15 protein-coding genes are annotated in these 16,323 nt (G+C 64.2%); 12 read left to right on the top strand and 3 right to left on the bottom strand.

The genetic code is table 11. The features are described 5' to 3' along the window. Nucleotides 1–36: 36 nt before the first annotated feature. Nucleotides 37–1,014: an NADPH:quinone oxidoreductase family protein gene (locus V3596_RS07645; RefSeq protein WP_334277082.1), complete on the bottom strand. Its 978-nt coding sequence runs from the start codon at nucleotides 1,012–1,014 to the stop codon at nucleotides 37–39. 100 nt (nucleotides 1,015–1,114) lie between these two features. Between V3596_RS07645 and surE the strand changes: the two genes are divergently transcribed. The 5 genes from surE to rlmD are packed head-to-tail and all read left to right on the top strand — an operon-like array spanning nucleotide 1,115 to nucleotide 6,091. Next, entirely contained in the window at nucleotides 1,115–1,864 is a 750-nt protein-coding gene (gene surE, locus V3596_RS07640) for a 5'/3'-nucleotidase SurE (RefSeq protein ID WP_334277081.1), read from the top strand. Next, nucleotides 1,861–2,691, top strand: a complete 831-nt coding sequence (locus V3596_RS07635; RefSeq protein WP_416383965.1) for a protein-L-isoaspartate(D-aspartate) O-methyltransferase — start codon at nucleotides 1,861–1,863, stop codon at nucleotides 2,689–2,691. Before surE ends, V3596_RS07635 begins: the two co-directional genes overlap by 4 nt. A 60-nt stretch (nucleotides 2,692–2,751) precedes the next feature. Continuing rightward, nucleotides 2,752–3,660 carry a peptidoglycan DD-metalloendopeptidase family protein gene (locus tag V3596_RS07630; RefSeq protein WP_334277080.1) on the top strand — a complete coding sequence of 303 codons (909 nt, stop codon included), beginning with the start codon at nucleotides 2,752–2,754 and terminating at the stop codon, nucleotides 3,658–3,660. Between the two features lie 32 nt (nucleotides 3,661–3,692). Next, nucleotides 3,693–4,682 (top strand): RNA polymerase sigma factor RpoS, encoded by a 990-nt coding sequence (gene rpoS, locus V3596_RS07625; RefSeq protein WP_334277079.1) that lies wholly within the window; start codon nucleotides 3,693–3,695, stop codon nucleotides 4,680–4,682. A gap of 44 nt (nucleotides 4,683–4,726) precedes the next feature. Next, nucleotides 4,727–6,091 (top strand): 23S rRNA (uracil(1939)-C(5))-methyltransferase RlmD, encoded by a 1,365-nt coding sequence (gene rlmD, locus V3596_RS07620; protein WP_334277078.1) that lies wholly within the window; start codon nucleotides 4,727–4,729, stop codon nucleotides 6,089–6,091. A 111-nt stretch (nucleotides 6,092–6,202) separates the two neighbouring features. Here the strand turns inward: rlmD and V3596_RS07615 are convergent, their stop codons facing one another. Further along, nucleotides 6,203–6,901 (bottom strand): Bax inhibitor-1/YccA family protein, encoded by a 699-nt coding sequence (locus tag V3596_RS07615; RefSeq protein WP_334277077.1) that lies wholly within the window; start codon nucleotides 6,899–6,901, stop codon nucleotides 6,203–6,205. A gap of 106 nt (nucleotides 6,902–7,007) precedes the next feature. On the opposite strand from V3596_RS07615, the gene V3596_RS07610 reads away from it, so the two are divergent. From V3596_RS07610 to V3596_RS07590, 5 genes are all read left to right on the top strand, one after another. Continuing rightward, entirely contained in the window at nucleotides 7,008–7,412 is a 405-nt protein-coding gene (locus V3596_RS07610; protein WP_334277076.1) for a GlcG/HbpS family heme-binding protein, read from the top strand. Nucleotides 7,413–7,598: 186 nt separating this feature from the next. Then, complete coding sequence (gene carA / locus V3596_RS07605; protein ID WP_334277075.1) at nucleotides 7,599–8,759, top strand: glutamine-hydrolyzing carbamoyl-phosphate synthase small subunit; 1,161 nt, start codon at nucleotides 7,599–7,601, stop codon at nucleotides 8,757–8,759. Nucleotides 8,760–8,773: 14 nt separating this feature from the next. Continuing rightward, complete coding sequence (gene carB / locus V3596_RS07600) at nucleotides 8,774–12,040, top strand: carbamoyl-phosphate synthase large subunit (RefSeq protein ID WP_334277074.1); 3,267 nt, start codon at nucleotides 8,774–8,776, stop codon at nucleotides 12,038–12,040. 92 nt (nucleotides 12,041–12,132) lie between these two features. After that, entirely contained in the window at nucleotides 12,133–12,609 is a 477-nt protein-coding gene (greA, locus tag V3596_RS07595) for a transcription elongation factor GreA (protein ID WP_334277073.1), read from the top strand. Then, nucleotides 12,609–13,037, top strand: coding sequence for a DUF4149 domain-containing protein (locus tag V3596_RS07590; protein WP_334277072.1), 429 nt, complete (start codon nucleotides 12,609–12,611; stop codon nucleotides 13,035–13,037). Before greA ends, V3596_RS07590 begins: the two co-directional genes overlap by 1 nt. Nucleotides 13,038–13,064: 27 nt before the next feature. Here V3596_RS07590 and V3596_RS07585 read toward each other — a convergent pair whose 3' ends face one another. Continuing rightward, entirely contained in the window at nucleotides 13,065–13,541 is a 477-nt protein-coding gene (locus V3596_RS07585) for a YhbY family RNA-binding protein (RefSeq protein ID WP_334277071.1), read from the bottom strand. Between the two features lie 31 nt (nucleotides 13,542–13,572). Between V3596_RS07585 and V3596_RS07580 the strand changes: the two genes are divergently transcribed. Together V3596_RS07580 and ftsH are read left to right on the top strand one after the other, a co-directional pair. Continuing rightward, nucleotides 13,573–14,241, top strand: a complete 669-nt coding sequence (locus V3596_RS07580; protein WP_334277070.1) for an RlmE family RNA methyltransferase — start codon at nucleotides 13,573–13,575, stop codon at nucleotides 14,239–14,241. Nucleotides 14,242–14,393: 152 nt separating this feature from the next. Then, nucleotides 14,394–16,298 carry an ATP-dependent zinc metalloprotease FtsH gene (ftsH, locus tag V3596_RS07575; protein WP_334277069.1) on the top strand — a complete coding sequence of 635 codons (1,905 nt, stop codon included), beginning with the start codon at nucleotides 14,394–14,396 and terminating at the stop codon, nucleotides 16,296–16,298. The last annotated feature ends 25 nt before the right edge of the window (nucleotides 16,299–16,323 follow it).

Here is a 16,323-nt window from a genome sequence, read left to right as displayed (position 1 = left end):
GCACAACGCGTGCTGCCAATGCCCCGCGAAAGCAGGTCAAGCGGTGCGCAGCACAAGTTTTCCGACCACCTGGCGCGTGGCCATCCGCTCAAAGGCGGCTGGCAGCTCTTCCATCGGCAGGACGCGGTCCAGCACCGGCTTGATCAAGCCTCGTGCATACCAGCCCGCCAGTTCACCGAGCATGGCGGCATTGCGACGCGGCTCGCGCTTGGCAAATTCGCCCCAGAACACCCCCACCAGGGAAGCGCCCTTGAGCAGGGCGAGGTTCAAGGGCAGGGCTGGAATCTGCCCTTGCGCGAAGCCCACCACAAGGTAGCGGCCGCGCCAGGCGATCGAGCGGAAGGCCTGCTCGGCAAGGTCGCCACCCACGGGGTCGTAAATCACGTCCGGGCCGCGGCCTTCGGTCAGCACCTTGAGCTCATCGCGCAGCTTGCTGCTTGCGTAGTTGATCGCGGCGTCGGCACCAAGCTCCAGACAGCGCTGGCATTTCTCGTCCGAACTGGCCGCCGCAATCACCTTGGCGCCGGCAGCCTTGGCAATCTGGATCGCAGCGGTACCCACGCCGCCGGCCGCGCCGAGGACCAGCACGGTCTCGCCGGCCTGCAGTGCTGCCCGATCCATCAACGCGTGATGGCTGGTGGCATAGGTGCAGATGAAGGCGGCGGCATCTTCAAAGGCAAAGCCATCAGGCAGCGGCATGGCCAGGGCAGCCGGAATGCAGGCATGGGTGGCAAAGCCGCCAGTGCCGGCAAAGGCCGCTACTGCGTCGCCCGGCTTGAAGCCCTTGACGCCTTCGCCCACTGCATCGACCACGCCAGCGAACTCGGTGCCGGGCACAAAGGGCAGCGGCGGCTTCATCTGGTACTTGTTCTCGATGATCAGCAGGTCCGGGAAGTTCAGGCTGGCCGCCTTGATCGCAACGCGGATCTGGCCGGCAGCCGGCTCCGGCAACGGCAGTTCTTTCCATTGCAGGGCGGCAACGCCGACGGGGTTCTCGCACAGCCAGGCTTTCATCGCTCTTGCTCCTCGGTAGGTGGTCCGCAATCGCCCGCATGATAGGGAGGCGCGGGTAGTCGAGCGGTCGCGGAGGTGACGCGCTGCCTACAATGAAGCCATGCGAATCTTGATTGCCAATGACGACGGATACCTGGCCCCGGGGCTGCATGCGCTGGTGAAGGCCTGCGAGGGATTGGGTCAGATCGATGTGATCGCGCCGGAGCAGAACGCCAGCGGCACCTCGAACGCCCTGACGCTGAGCCGCCCGCTTTCGGTGTTCCATGCGCAGAACGGGTTTCGCTACGTCAATGGCACGCCTTCGGACTGCGTTCACGTGGCATTGACCGGCCTGCTGGACTACAAGCCCGACCTGGTGCTCTCGGGCATCAACAACGGCGCGAACATGGGCGACGACACGCTGTATTCCGGCACCGTCGCCGCGGCCACCGAAGGCTTTCTGTTCGGCATTCCGTCGATTGCTTTTTCCCAGGTCGACAAGGGCTGGGTCGAGCTCGAGGCTGCGGCCCAGATGGCCAGGCGCCTGGTCGAGCAGGTGATTGCTGACGGCCTGGGGCGGCCCTTCCTGCTCAATGTGAACATTCCCAACCGGGCTGATGCCAAGAGCCTGCCTTGGCGCGTCACGCGGTTGGGCCGTCGCCATGCCAGTGAGCCCGTGATCGAGCAGCGCAATCCGCGCGGCGAGCCGATCTACTGGATTGGCCCGGCCGGCGACGCGCGCGAGGCGGGCGAGGGCACGGACTTCCATGCCACCAGCAACGGCATGGTCTCGATCACGCCCTTGCAGGTGGACCTGACCGACCATGCCGGCCTCTCGGCCTGGGCCTCGCATCTGGGCGAGCACGGATGAGCGAAAGCGCGCCCAAGACGCCGCGGCGCTTCCCGCTGGCGCTAGACAAGATGCAGCCCGCAAAACCCAGCAGCCGCGGCGAGGTCTTGCGGCCTCAGCGCCATCTGCACATGGCCGCGGCCGATGCGGCGCGGCAGGCGGCGCCGAGCGGCCTGGGGCTCGATTCGGCCGGCGTGCGCCAGCGCATGGTGCAGCGCCTGAAGCAGGAAGGCCTGTCAGACGAACGCGTCCTGCAGGCCCTTGCAAAGGTGCCACGCCATCAGTTCGTCGATACCGCGCTGGCGATCCAGGCCTACGAAGACACCAGCCTGCCCATCGGTCATGGCCAGACCATCTCCAAGCCTTCCGTCGTCGGCCGCATGATCGAGCTGCTGTTCGCGGGGCAGGGAGCGCGCCAGCGCGGCGAGCTGGGTCGCGTGCTCGAAATTGGCACCGGCTGTGGCTACCAGGCAGCGGTGCTGGCCGAGCTCGGTCGCCAAGTCGTGTCCATCGAAAGGCTGAAGCCTTTGCATGACAAGGCGGCGCTCAATTTGGCCAGCATGCGTGGCAACAAGATCCGTCTGATCTACGGCGACGGTCGCCTGGGTCACGCTCCGCTGGCACCCTATGACAGCCTCGTTGCGGCAGCCGGGGGCGAGGACATTCCACCGGCCTGGCTGGCGCAGCTTGCGCCAGGCGGTCGGCTGGTGGCGCCGATGGCTGCGCCGGGCGGCCGAGGCCAGGTGCTGGTGGTGGTGGATCATGTGGTCGAAGAGGGCCGCAGCCACTTCGTCCGCAGCACCCAGGAGGCGGTGCAGTTCGTGCCCCTAAAATCGGGCGTCATGTAAGCGTCGGCCCGGCAGCGATTGTTGTTATGGTCCGGTGAAACCTAGCCTTGCTGAGACCGCATGCACCTGAAAACGAAACGCTTGAACCCCGCCTTGTCGGCCCTGCTGGCCTCGGGCATCGCGCTGCTCGCTGGCTGCTCGACCACTGCGCACCGTGCGCCCGTGGAAGACCGGCCGGTCTCGCAGGCAACGCCTGCCCCCAGCGCGGTCACTGCGTCTGCTCCCAGCCATGCAGCCTCGGCCCCTGAAGCACCCAAGCCTGGCGCCGAGAATGCAGGCAAGCCCGGCTACTACACGGTCAAGCCGGGCGACGCCCTGATTCGCATTGCCCTGGACACTGGCCAGAACTGGCGTGATCTGGCGCGTTGGAACGGACTGGAGAATCCCAACCGCATCGAAGTGGGTCAGGTCTTGCGAGTGGTGCCGCCGGGGGCGGATCCGGTGCCACCGGGCGCGGCGAGCACCCGTCCCATTGCCAGCGCGCGGGTTGAAACCCGTCCGCTCGACGGCAAACCAGCGCCAGCGGGCGCTGCGCCGCAAACTGCCGAGCCGGCAGCGTCAGCGGCCTCTGCCCTGGCTGGAGCTGCCGCTGCGACCGAAGACGAGCTGAGCTGGGGCTGGCCTGCTGCGGGCAGCGTGATCTCCCAGTTCGACGACTTGCGTAACAAGGGGCTGGATATTGGTGGCAAAGCCGGCGATCCGGTCTATGCTGCAGCCGATGGACGAGTCATGTATGCAGGCTCTGGCGCCCGAGGTTACGGGAATATGATCATCATCAAGCACGTCAACAACTACCTGTCAGCGTATGGTCACAACCAGGCGCTGCTGGTCAAGGAAGACCAGGTGGTGCGCAAGGGCCAGAGAATTGCCGAGATGGGCAATAGCGATTCGGACCAGGTCAAGCTGCATTTCGAATTGCGCAAGCAGGGCAAGCCGATTGATCCGGCCAAGCTCCTGCCTGCTCGCTAGCAGCATGCAGCGCGCGATGATGGGAGGCCTCCATGAAGCACGTCGCGCCCGCAGTCAAGCATGTGCCTCCGCCGCCCGGGCTGATGCCGGACGGCCCGGCGAGCGAAACCGCCGCTGACGAAGACGACACCCAGTTGCTTCGCAACGGCGCAGCACCGCCGGCCGATATCGAGGTCGGCAATGCGCTGCAGGCCTATCTGCGCGACATCCGCCGCACACCGCTGCTGAGTTCGCAGCAGGAGTTCGAGACGGCCACACGCGCCCGTGGCGGCGACTTCGAGGCCCGCCAGGCCATGATCAAGCACAACCTGCGCCTGGTCGTCAGCATCGCCAAGAACTACCTGGGTCGCGGTCTGCCGATGAGCGATCTCATCGAAGAGGGCAACCTCGGCCTGATGCATGCCATCGGCAAGTTCGAGCCGGAACGCGGCTTCCGTTTCTCGACCTATGCCAGCTGGTGGATACGCCAGAGCATCGAGCGCGCCTTGATGCACCAGGCGCGGCTGGTGCGCCTGCCGGTGCACATCGTCCGTGAGCTCAACCATGTGCTGAAGGCGCGTCGCGCGCTCGAAGCCTTGCAGAGCCAGAACGGTGGCGAAGGCCAGGTGCGCGCCGAGGACATCGCCACGGCCCTGGGGCGCCCCATCGAGGAAGTGGCCGAGCTGCTGGCTTATGCCGAGCTGCCGAGCTCACTCGATTCGCCTGTGGATCGCAATGGCGAAGGCGGTGAATCGATGATGGACCTGGTGGCCGATGAGCAGGCCGTCGATCCGCTGGGTCTGCGCCTTAGCCATGAGCTCGAAGAGCTGCTTGACCACGGCCTGGCCACCCTGAACGAACGAGAACGCGAGGTGCTGGCCGGCCGCTACGGCCTCAGCGACCGGGAGCCCGAGACCCTGGATGTGCTGGCGGTGCGCCTGGGCCTGACCCGCGAGCGCATCCGCCAGATCCAGATCGAGGCGCTGGGCAAGCTCAAGCGCAACATGATGCGCCACGGGATCAACCGCGACGCGATCTTCTAGGCTGCGCAGAGGGCGCTGCGCCGGCCGAAGCCATAATTCGGTCCATGACTCAAGTTTCAGAATGGCTCAAGGTCGATTCGCTCGACCTTGAAGCGCAAGGTGTTGCCCACAATGAAGAGGGCAAAGTGGTGTTCATCGAAGGCGCATTGCCCGGTGAGCAGGTGCAGGTCACCGTTGGCCGCAAGAAGAACAACTGGGAGCAGGGCACCATGGTGGCAATGCGGCGCGAAAGCCCGCTGCGCGTCACGCCCGGCTGCCCGCATTTCGGCCTGCATGCCGGCGCCTGTGGTGGCTGCAAGATGCAGCACCTGCATGCCAGCGCTCAGGTGGCCGTGAAGCAGCGTGTGGTGGAAGACAACCTCTGGCACCTCGGCAAGGTCAAGCCCGAGATGCTGCTGCGCCCGATTGAAGGCCCGACCTGGGGCTATCGCTACCGCGCTCGCTTTTCGGTGCGCTATGTGGCCAAGAAGGGTCAGGTGCTGATCGGTTTCCACGAGCGCAAGAGCCGCTATGTGGCTGACATGCAGGTCTGCAAGGTCGTGCCCGAGCGGGTCAGCAATCTGCTGATGCCGCTGCGGGATTTGATCTCCTCGATGGAAGAGCGCGACCGTCTGCCGCAGATCGAACTGGCCATGGGTGACGATGTGATCGCCCTGGTTCTGCGCCACCTGAACCCGCTGGGCGCAGGCGATGTGCAGAAGCTACGCGACTTTGCGGCTCTGCACGACGTGCAATGGTGGATGCAATCCAAGGGGCCGGAGACGGTCCAGCTGCTGGACGAAGGCGGCACGGAGTTGTCGTACTCGCTGCCCGAGTTTGGCGTCGTCATGCCGTTCAAGCCGACGGACTTCACCCAGGTCAATCCGCACATCAACACCGTGCTCGTGGGCCGTGCGCTGCGCCTGCTCGCGGTGAAGAAGGACGAACGCGTGATCGACTGGTTCTGCGGGCTTGGCAACTTCACCTTGCCGTTGGCCACGCAGGCGCGCGAGGTGCTGGGCATCGAGGGCAGCGAGACCCTGGTGCAGCGATCGCGCGAGAACGCGGTGCGCAATGGCCTGGCGGCCAACACTTCTTTCGTGGCCCGCAATCTGTTCGAGATGACGCCCGAGTTGCTGGCGGCCGATGGCAGTGCCGACAAGTGGCTGGTCGACCCGCCGCGCGAAGGCGCTTTCGCGCTGGCCAAGGCCATCGCCGACATCGCACAGGACCCGAGCCTGGCCCCCGGCTGGAGGCCGCCCAAGCGCATCGTCTACGTGAGCTGCAATCCTTCAACCCTGGCTCGTGATGCAGGCCTGCTGGTCAATCTCGCCGGCTACCGCTGCACGGCGGCGAGTGCGGTGAACATGTTCCCGCACACGGCGCATGTTGAAAGCATTGCGGTCTTTGAACGCAATGCTTCTGAGTAGGCTCATATCGCTTGCGATGTGATGCCGGAACTAAAGCATTGCGGTCTTTGAACGCTGAAATAGACAAGGGGCCCGTCGGGCCCCTTGCTCATTGAAGACTGCAGAAATACTTCAATCGCGTTCACCGCCAAAGATCCCGAGCAACGACAGCAAGCTCTGGAACACGTTGTACGCATCCAGGTAGAGATGCAGCGTCGCAGTGACGTAGTTGGTTTCGCCGGCGTCGACGATGCGCTTGATGTCGTACAGCATCAGTGCCGAGAACACCCCCAGCACGGCCACGAGGATGGTCAGCATCAGCGCCGAGGACTGCAGGAAGATGTTGGCGATGCCGGCCACCATCAGTATCAGCGCGCCCACCAGCAGGAACTTGCCCATGCCGGAAAGGTCGCGCTTGATCACCGTGGCCAGGCTGGCCATGACGAAGAAGATCGCGGCCGTGCCGCCAAAGGCGGTCATCACCAGGCTGGAGCCGTTGCGAAAACCGAGCACGGGGATCAGCAGGCGCGAAAGCATCAATCCCATGAAGAACGTGAAGCCGAGCAGCGCGAGCACGCCCGCGCTGGAGTTCTTGGTCTTCTCGATCAGATACATCAGGCCGAATGCACCGGCGAAGAAGACGATGGCGCTCGCGCCCATGCCCAGGCTGGCCATGATGCCGGTGCTCACGCCAATCCAGGCACCCAGCACCGTGGGCACCATCGACAGCGCCAGCAGCCAGTAGGTGTTGCGCAGCACGCGTTGCTGCTGCGTTGCCAGGTCAGCGCCGTAGCTGCTGCCGTATTGGCTGGTTTGCAGACCTTCGTTCATTGATGTCCTCCATTCCATACAGGATGCGCGGATTCTAGGCGCGCCTCAGCAGCGCGCCACGCGGCTAAAGTGCAGGCTTTTCCCCAAGATTCAAGAGCCAATCGCCATGAACCAGAAGCCTTGCCTCAGCCTCGAAGATGTCAAACGAATTGCAGCGGCCGCCGAGGCGGAAGCAGTGGCGAATCGCTGGGCGGTGTGCATCGCGATTTGTGACGAAGGCGGCCACCTGCTGTGGCTGCAGCGCCTGGACGGCGCGGCGCCCATCTCGGCGCAGATTGCCCCCGCCAAGGCCCACACCTCCGCTGTGGGTCGTCGCGAGTCCAAGGTCTATGAAGACATGATCAACCAGGGGCGTACCTCCTTCCTCACCGCCCCGGGCTTGTCCGGACTGCTCGAAGGCGGCGTGCCCATCCTGGTGGACGGGCATTGCGTGGGTGCTGTGGGTGTCAGCGGCGTCAAGTCCATCGAGGATGCGCAGATCGCCCGCGCAGGCATCGCCGCGCTCGCTTGACGAAAGTTTTACCAGGTCGCGGGGCTCGGGGATAACCCTGCTCGGATATACTCCACAGGTTTACCCGAAACCCACCGCACCCTCGCGAAACTCCACCCGTTTCCTCCACCGGATTCAGGCTCCTCGGCTGCCCACGCGGCCGGTCCCGGAGCAGAGCTGGGCGCGCGCACAATAACGGAGTTACCCGTGCTGCCCGATCTGCTCACTCATTCCCTCGCGATCCTCGCCCTGGCAGACGGCACGGTCTTCAAAGGCAGCTCCATCGGCGCTGCTGGCCATACCGTCGGCGAAGTCGTGTTCAACACATCGCTGACCGGTTACCAAGAAATCCTCACCGACCCGAGCTACTGCCGGCAGATCGTCACCCTGACGTATCCGCACATCGGCAACTACGGCGTCTGCGAAGAGGACGTCGAGGCTTCGAAGATCCATGCCGCAGGCTTGATCATCAAGGAACCGCCGGTTCTGGATTCCAACTTCCGCAAGACCCGCACGCTCGTCCAGTATCTGAAGGACGAAGGCACGGTCGCCATTGCGCACATCGACACCCGCCGCCTGACCCGCGTGCTGCGTACGACAGGCGCGCAGAACGGCTGCATCCTCGCGCTGCCGGCCGGCGAGAAGATCACCGAAGCCCACATCGCCGACGCGATCGCCAAGGCCAAGGCGGCCCCTAGCATGGCCGGCCTGGATCTGGCCAAGGTGGTGAGCCGCAAGGAAAGCGAAAGCTGGACCGAGACCGAATGGACCCTGGGCAAGGGCTACGGTGAGCAGACGGCACCGAAGTTCCATGTCGTGGCCTACGACTTCGGCGTGAAGAACAACATCCTGCGCATGCTCGCCTCCCGCGGCTGCAAGATCACGGTGGTGCCCGCGCAAACGCCGGCCAGCGCGGTGTTCGACCTGGAGCCCGATGGCGTGTTCCTGTCCAACGGTCCGGGCGATCCGCAGCCCTGCGACTACGCGATCACGGCGGCCGCGCAGTTGATCGAATCGGGCATCCCGACCTTCGGCATCTGCCTGGGCCACCAGATCATGGCGCTGGCCTCTGGAGCCAAGACCTTCAAGATGAAGTTCGGCCACCACGGTGCCAACCACCCGGTGAAAGACCTGGACAACGGCCGCGTCTCGATCACCAGCCAGAACCACGGCTTCGCTGTCGATGCCGAGTCGCTGCCTGCCAATCTGCGCCCCACGCACATCAGCTTGTTTGACGGCACGCTGCAAGGCCTGGCCCGCACCGACAAGCCGGCCTTCTGCTTCCAGGGCCACCCCGAGGCCAGCCCCGGCCCGCACGACATCTCCTACCTGTTCGACCGCTTCATCGGTCTGATGAGCAAGGCCTGAGCAGGAGCACCGCTATGCCAAAACGTACAGACATCAAGAGCGTCCTCATCATCGGCGCCGGCCCGATCATCATCGGCCAGGCTTGCGAGTTCGACTATTCCGGCGCCCAGGCCTGCAAGGCGCTGCGCGAGGAAGGCTACAAGGTCATCCTCGTCAACAGCAATCCGGCCACGATCATGACGGATCCGGACACGGCCGACGTCACCTACATCGAGCCGATCACCTGGCAGGTGGTCGAGAAGATCATCGCCAAGGAGCGCCCAGACGCGGTGCTGCCGACCATGGGCGGCCAGACGGCGCTGAACTGCGCACTCGACCTGCACAAGCATGGCGTGCTGGAGAAGTACAAGGTCGAGATGATCGGTGCCAATGAGCACGCGATCGAGAAGGCCGAAGACCGCCTGAAGTTCAAGGACGCGATGACCAAGATCGGCCTGGGCTCGGCCCGTTCCGGCATCGCGCATTCGCTGGAAGAGGCCTGGTCGGTGCAGAAGCGCATCCACCTCGACATCGGCGGCTCCGGCTTTCCCATGGTCATCCGCCCCAGCTTCACGCTGGGCGGCACGGGCGGCGGCATTGCCTACAACCCGGAAGAGTTTGAGGAGATCTGCAAGCGCGGCCTGGACCTCTCGCCGACCAATGAACTCTTGATCGAAGAGTCGCTGATCGGCTGGAAAGAGTACGAGATGGAGGTTGTGCGCGACAGCAAGGACAACTGCATCATCGTCTGCTCGATCGAGAACCTGGACCCCATGGGCATCCACACCGGCGACTCGATCACCGTGGCCCCGGCCCAGACGCTGAGCGACAAGGAATACCAGCTGCTGCGCAATGCCTCGATTGCCATCCTGCGCGAGATCGGCGTGGACACCGGCGGCTCCAACGTGCAGTTCTCGATCAATCCGCGCGATGGCCGCATGGTGGTGATCGAGATGAACCCGCGCGTCTCGCGCTCCTCGGCGCTGGCCTCCAAGGCCACGGGCTTCCCGATCGCCAAGATCGCGGCCAAGCTGGCCGTGGGTTACACGCTGGATGAGCTGAAGAACGACATCACAGGCGGAGTGACCCCGGCTTCGTTCGAGCCCAGCATTGACTACGTGGTCACCAAGATCCCGCGCTTCGCCTTCGAGAAGTTCCCGATGGCCGACTCGCGCCTGACCACGCAGATGAAGTCGGTTGGCGAAGTGATGGCCATGGGCCGCACCTTTCAGGAATCGTTCCAGAAGGCGCTGCGCGGCCTGGAAACCGGTATCGACGGCCTGACCGAGCGCTCGACCGACCGTGAAGAGATCGTCCAGGAGATCGGCGAAGCCGGCCCCGAGCGCATCCTCTTCCTGGCCGATGCCTTCCGCATCGGCATGAGCCTGACCGAAGTGTTCGACGAGACGGCCGTGGACCCCTGGTTCCTGGCCCAGATCGAACAGCTGGTGAAGATCGAGCAGTCGCTGGCTGGCCGCACGCTGGAAAGCCTCTCGACCGAAGAGCTGCGCCTCCTGAAGCAGAAGGGCTTCTCTGACAAGCGCCTGGCCAAGCTCTTGGGCACGAACCAGCATATGGTCCGCCAGGCCCGCTGGGACCAGGGCGTGCGCCCGGTCTACAAGCGTGTGGACACCTGCGCCGCCGAGTTCGCCACCGAGACGGCCTACATGTATTCCACGTACGACGAGGAATGCGAAGCCGAGCCGACGAACAAGAAGAAGATCATGGTGCTGGGCGGTGGCCCGAACCGCATCGGGCAGGGCATCGAGTTCGACTACTGCTGCGTCCATGCCGCTCTCGCCATGCGCGAAGACGGTTACGAGACCATCATGGTCAATTGCAACCCGGAAACGGTTTCGACCGACTACGACACATCGGATCGTCTCTACTTCGAGCCGGTGACGCTGGAAGACGTACTCGAGATCGTCGACAAGGAAAAGCCGGTCGGTGTGATCGTGCAGTACGGCGGCCAAACGCCCTTGAAGCTCGCGCTGGACCTGGAGCGCGCCGGCGTGCCCATCATCGGCACCAGCCCCGACTCCATCGACATGGCCGAAGACCGTGAGCGCTTCCAGAAGCTGCTGCACGAGCTGGGCCTGAAGCAGCCGCCCAACCGCACTGCGCGTACCGAAGACCAGGCAGTGGCGCTGGCGAACGAGATCGGCTATCCGCTGGTCGTGCGCCCGAGCTATGTGCTGGGTGGCCGCGCGATGGAAATCGTGCACGGCGACAAGGACCTCGAGCGCTACATGCGCGAAGCGGTGCGCGTGTCAGACAAGTCGCCGGTGCTGCTGGACCGCTTCCTGGAAGATGCGGTTGAAGTCGATGCCGACTGCATCAGCGATGGCACCGATGTGATGATCGGCGGCATCATGGAGCACATCGAGGCAGCCGGTATCCACAGCGGCGACTCGGCTTGCTCGCTGCCGCCGTACACGCTGTCCGAAGCGCTGCAGAACGAGCTGCGTCGCCAGACCGCGGCGATGGCCAAGGCCCTGAAGGTCGTCGGCCTGATGAACGTGCAATTCGCGATCCAGGGCGACGTGACCGGCGGGCTCGATGCCTGCACCGTCTACGTGCTGGAAGTGAACCCGCGCGCCTCGCGCACGGTGCCTTTCGTGAGCAAGGCGACTGGCCAGCAACTGGCCAAGATCGCCGCGCGCTGCATGGCCGGCCAGAAGCTGAAGGACCAGAAGGACCGCCTGGGTCGCGTGCCGGCCGAGGTTGTGCCGCCGTACTACAGCGTCAAGGAAGCGGTCTTCCCGTTCAACAAGTTCCCCGGTGTCGATCCGATCCTGAGCCCTGAAATGCGCTCGACCGGCGAGGTCATGGGCGCAGGCCGGACCTTCGGTGAAGCGATGCTGAAGAGCCAGCTGGGCGCCGGTTCGCGCCTGCCGCGCCAGGGCAATGTCCTGATCACGGTGAAGAACGCCGACAAGGCCCGCGCCATCAAAGTGGCCAAGGACCTGCATGCCCTTGGCTTTGGCATCGTTGCCACCCGTGGCACGGCTGCTGCGATCCAGGAGGCTGGCGTGCCGGCCCAGTTCGTCAACAAGATCAAGGACGGACGCCCGCACATCGTCGACATGATCAAGGGCGGCGAAATTCAGCTGGTGTTCACCACCGTGGACGAAACCCGTACCGCGATTGCCGACAGTCGCTACATCCGCCAGGCCGCCCTGGCCAACCGCATCACCTATTACACGACCATGGCCGGTTGTGAGGCCGCGGTGGAGGGCATGAAGCACCAGGATGGACTGTTGGTGCAATCCCTGCAGGAACTGCACGCTGAACTGAACTAAAATCAGTTCCACACGATTCCGCCGCAGCAGCCCGGGGTGCCACCCCAGGCCGCAGCGGCGGATTCATTTTGTATCCCCTAGTTCCTTTTCCCATGGCCACTGTCCCACTGACCGTACGCGGCGCTGAAAAGCTCAAGCAAGAACTGCATCGACTGAAAACGGTCGAGCGCCATGCCGTGATCCAGGCCATCGCTGAAGCGCGCGCCCAGGGCGATCTGTCCGAGAACGCCGAATACGAGGCCGCCAAGGACAAGCAGGGCTTCATCGAAGGCCGCATCCTCGAGATCGAAGGCAAGCTGGCTGCCGCCCAGATCATCGACCCTGCCACGGTGGATGCCGGCGGCAAGGTGGTGTTCGGCACCACCGTCGACCTGGAAGAAGAAGCCAGCGGCGCCGAGGTGACCTACCAGATCGTCGGCGACGACGAAGCCGACCTGAAGCTGGGCCTGATCTCGATCAGCTCGCCTATTGCCCGTGCCTTGATCGGCAAGGAAGCCGGCGACGTGGCCGAGGTGCAGGCGCCCGGTGGCGTGAAGCGCTACGAGATTGTCGAAGTCAGATACGTCTGATGCTGTACCGCGCTCGCGCCATGCTGGCCGCCCTCTGGGGCGGCCTTCTCGTTTGCGTGGCTGCCGTGGCCGCACCCAGCGCCTTTGCGGTGCTGGAGCGTGCGCAGGCGGGCAAGCTGGTCGGCCGCGTGTTTGAGCTGGACGCGCAGATCAGCCTGGGCCTCGGCCTGCTGCTGATGATGATGGAACGCCGGCTGCAACGAGACACGGGCGGGCCTGTGATTGCGCCCAACCTCTGGCTGCCGCTGGCTGCGCTGATCTGTACGGCTGCAGGCTACTACGGCATCCAGCCGCTGATGGAAGCGGCACGGGCGGGGCAGGGGAGCTGGTCGTTCGGTGCCTTGCATGCCGTCTCCAGCCTGTTTTTCGGGCTCAAGACGCTGGCGGTGCTGGTGCTGGCCTGGCGCGCTTCCCGCGCGCCGGCCTGAACTGAAGCGGCTTGCGCCGCAGAAGCCTCAGCCGTTCTGGCTGGACTTCTTGGTGCTGGTCATCTTGCGCTTGGCGCGCTTGATTTCACCGCCCTGGGCGACGCGCTGGTTGCCGAAGACTTCCAGCTTCTTGACCTGCGGGCGGTTGTTGCCGCTCTTGGAGAACTTGACGATCTTGACGATGCGCGGGCCGGCCTTGGCGTCTTCTCGCACCGCCTTGACCTTCTCGGGCATCGGGCGCCACAGCACCAGCAGCTTGCCGATGTGCTGAATGGGCGCCGCGTCGAGCTTGTCGGACAGCTCTGCGAAAATGCTCTCGCGGTTCTCACGGTCGTCCGACATCACGCGTACCTTGATCAGCCCGTGGGCGTTCAAGGCGGCATCGGTTTCTTTCACGACAGCGGGCGTGAGTCCATCCGCGCCTATCATCACCACGGGGTCGAGGTGGTGGGCGTCGGAGCGTTTTTCCTTGCGCTGGGCAGGGGTCAATTGAATCGCAGGCATCTGGCTATTATCGGGCCAGGCACGGCACATCATGAAATTCACGAGCAAAAGCAAGAAAATCAACAAGGCCTGGCTGCACGGTCATATCAATGATCCGTATGTCAAAGCGGCCCAGAAGGACGGCTATCGCGCTCGCGCTGCCTACAAGCTGCAGGAAATCGACGAAGAGCTGAAGCTGATCCGCCCGGGGCAGGTCGTCGTCGATCTCGGGGCAGCGCCCGGCGCCTGGAGCCAATACCTGCGCCGAAAGTTCGCACCCAAGGAAGCGGGGGTGGGTGGTGCGGCCGTTGGCCAGCTCAACGGCACCATCATTGCGCTGGACCTGCTGGATTTCGAGCCTATTGAAGGCGTGCACTTCATCCAGGGCGATTTCCGCGAGGACGCGGTGCTCAAGGAGCTGGAAGATACGCTGGCGGGCCGTGCGGTGGACCTTGTGGTGTCCGACATGGCCCCCAATCTTTCGGGCATCACGGATACCGACGCAGCCCGCGTCAGTTTGCTGATCGAGCTGGCGCTGGACTTCGGCCAGAAGCACCTGACGCCCGATGGCGCGCTGGTGGCCAAGGTCTTCCATGGCGCCGGCTACGACGACCTGGTGGCGCAGTTCAGGAAAACCTTCAAGAAGGTCAAGACGCTCAAGCCCAAGGCTTCCCGAGACCGTTCGTCGGAAACCTTCCTGATCGGCATCGGCCTGAAGTGAGCCTGAAGCAAACAATTGCGCGCAATGTCTTTCGCGGGGCAAGGATTTCTCAATCAGCCCCGGGGGCTTGACTGCAATAGAATCAACCCCAACTACCGTGCATCGTCTGTGCGCTAGGCGCAGACCTGTGGAATCGAGTCAAAGGAGTCGCGGTGAACAATCAGTGGTTCTCGAAAATTGCTGTCTGGCTGGTGATAGCCCTGGTGCTATTCACCGTGGTCAAGCAGTTCGAGCGTGGCACGAGCCCGGGAGCCTCCATCGGCTACTCCGATTTCCTGGAAGAAGTCCGTGGCCGGCGCATCAAGCAGGTCACGCTGAAGGAAGGCAATGGCGGTACCGAGATCGAGGCCACCAAGGACGATGGCACCAAGATCCGCTCGGCTGCCACCTATCTCGACCGGGGCCTGGTCGGCGACCTGATCAACAGCGGCGTCAAGTTCGACGTCAAGCCGCGTGAAGAGCCTTCGCTCCTGATGAGCCTGCTGGTCAGCTGGGGCCCGATGCTGCTGCTGATCGGTGTCTGGATCTACTTCATGCGCCAGATGCAGGGCGGCGGCAAGGGCGGCGCGTTCAGCTTCGGCAAGAGCAAGGCGCGCATGCTGGACGAGGCCAACAACACCATCACCTTTGCCGACGTCGCTGGTTGCGACGAAGCCAAGGAAGAGGTGAAGGAGCTGGTCGACTTCCTGAAAGACCCTCAGAAATTCCAGAAGCTGGGCGGCCGCATTCCGCGTGGTGTGCTCATGGTCGGCCCTCCGGGTACCGGCAAGACGCTGCTGGCCAAGTCGATTGCCGGCGAAGCCAAGGTGCCGTTCTTCACGATCTCGGGCTCCGACTTCGTTGAGATGTTCGTCGGCGTTGGCGCTGCCCGTGTGCGCGACATGTTCGAACAGGCCAAGAAGAGCGCACCCTGCATCATCTTCATCGACGAAATCGACGCGGTCGGTCGCCACCGTGGTGCTGGCCTGGGCGGCGGCAACGATGAGCGCGAGCAGACCCTGAACCAGATGCTGGTCGAGATGGACGGTTTCGAGACCAATCTCGGCGTGATCGTGATTGCCGCGACCAACCGTCCTGACATCCTGGACCCGGCCCTCTTGCGTCCGGGTCGTTTTGACCGCCAGGTCTACGTGACGCTGCCGGACATCCGTGGCCGCGAGCAGATCCTGAACGTGCACATGCGCAAGGTGCCCGTGGGCCAAGACGTGAACGCCAGCATCCTGGCGCGCGGCACGCCCGGCATGAGCGGTGCCGATCTGGCCAATCTGGTCAACGAGGCTGCGCTGTTCGCGGCCCGCCGCAATGGACGCCTAGTCGAGATGATCGACTTCGAGCGCGCCAAGGACAAGCTCTACATGGGCCCCGAGCGCAAGAGCATGGTGATGAGCGACGAAGAGAAGCGGGCCACCGCCTATCACGAGTCGGGCCATGCCATCGTGGCCGAAATGCTGCCGGGCACTGACCCGGTCCACAAGGTCACTGTCATGCCGCGTGGCCGTGCCCTGGGCGTGACCTGGCAATTGCCTGAGCGCGACCAGTACAGCCGCTACTACAAGCAGATGCTGAACGAGATCAGCATCCTGTTCGGCGGCCGTATCGCCGAAGAGCTGTTCGTCAAGGACATCTCCACCGGCGCCTCGAACGACTATGAGCGCGCCACCCGCATTGCCCGCGACATGGTCACCCGCTACGGCATGAGCGACCTGCTGGGCCCGATGGTCTATGCGGAGAACGAGGGCGAAGTCTTCCTCGGCCGCAGCATGACCAAGACCTCGGCCATCAGCGAGACCACGCAGCAGAAGGTCGACGCGGAAATGCGCCGCATCCTCGACGAGCAATACGCCGTGGCCAAGAGCATCCTGGATACCAATCGTGACAAGGTCGAGGCGATGACCGACGCGCTGATGAAGTGGGAAACCATTGACCGCGACCAGGTGCTGGACATCATGGCCGGCAAGCCGCCGCGCGGGCCTGGCGAGACTGTGGCGCCCAATGGCGGTTCCAGCGGCGGCGGTACGCCACCGGTGAATACCGACGGTGCGCCTGCGGCTGCCTGATCCACAAGACTCGACACGGGGCCCG

Origin of the sequence: Roseateles microcysteis, assembly GCF_036880965.1 — a bacterium.
Lineage (GTDB): Bacteria > Pseudomonadota > Gammaproteobacteria > Burkholderiales > Burkholderiaceae_C > JAUASW01.
This window is presented reverse-complemented; position numbering and strand designations above follow the sequence as displayed.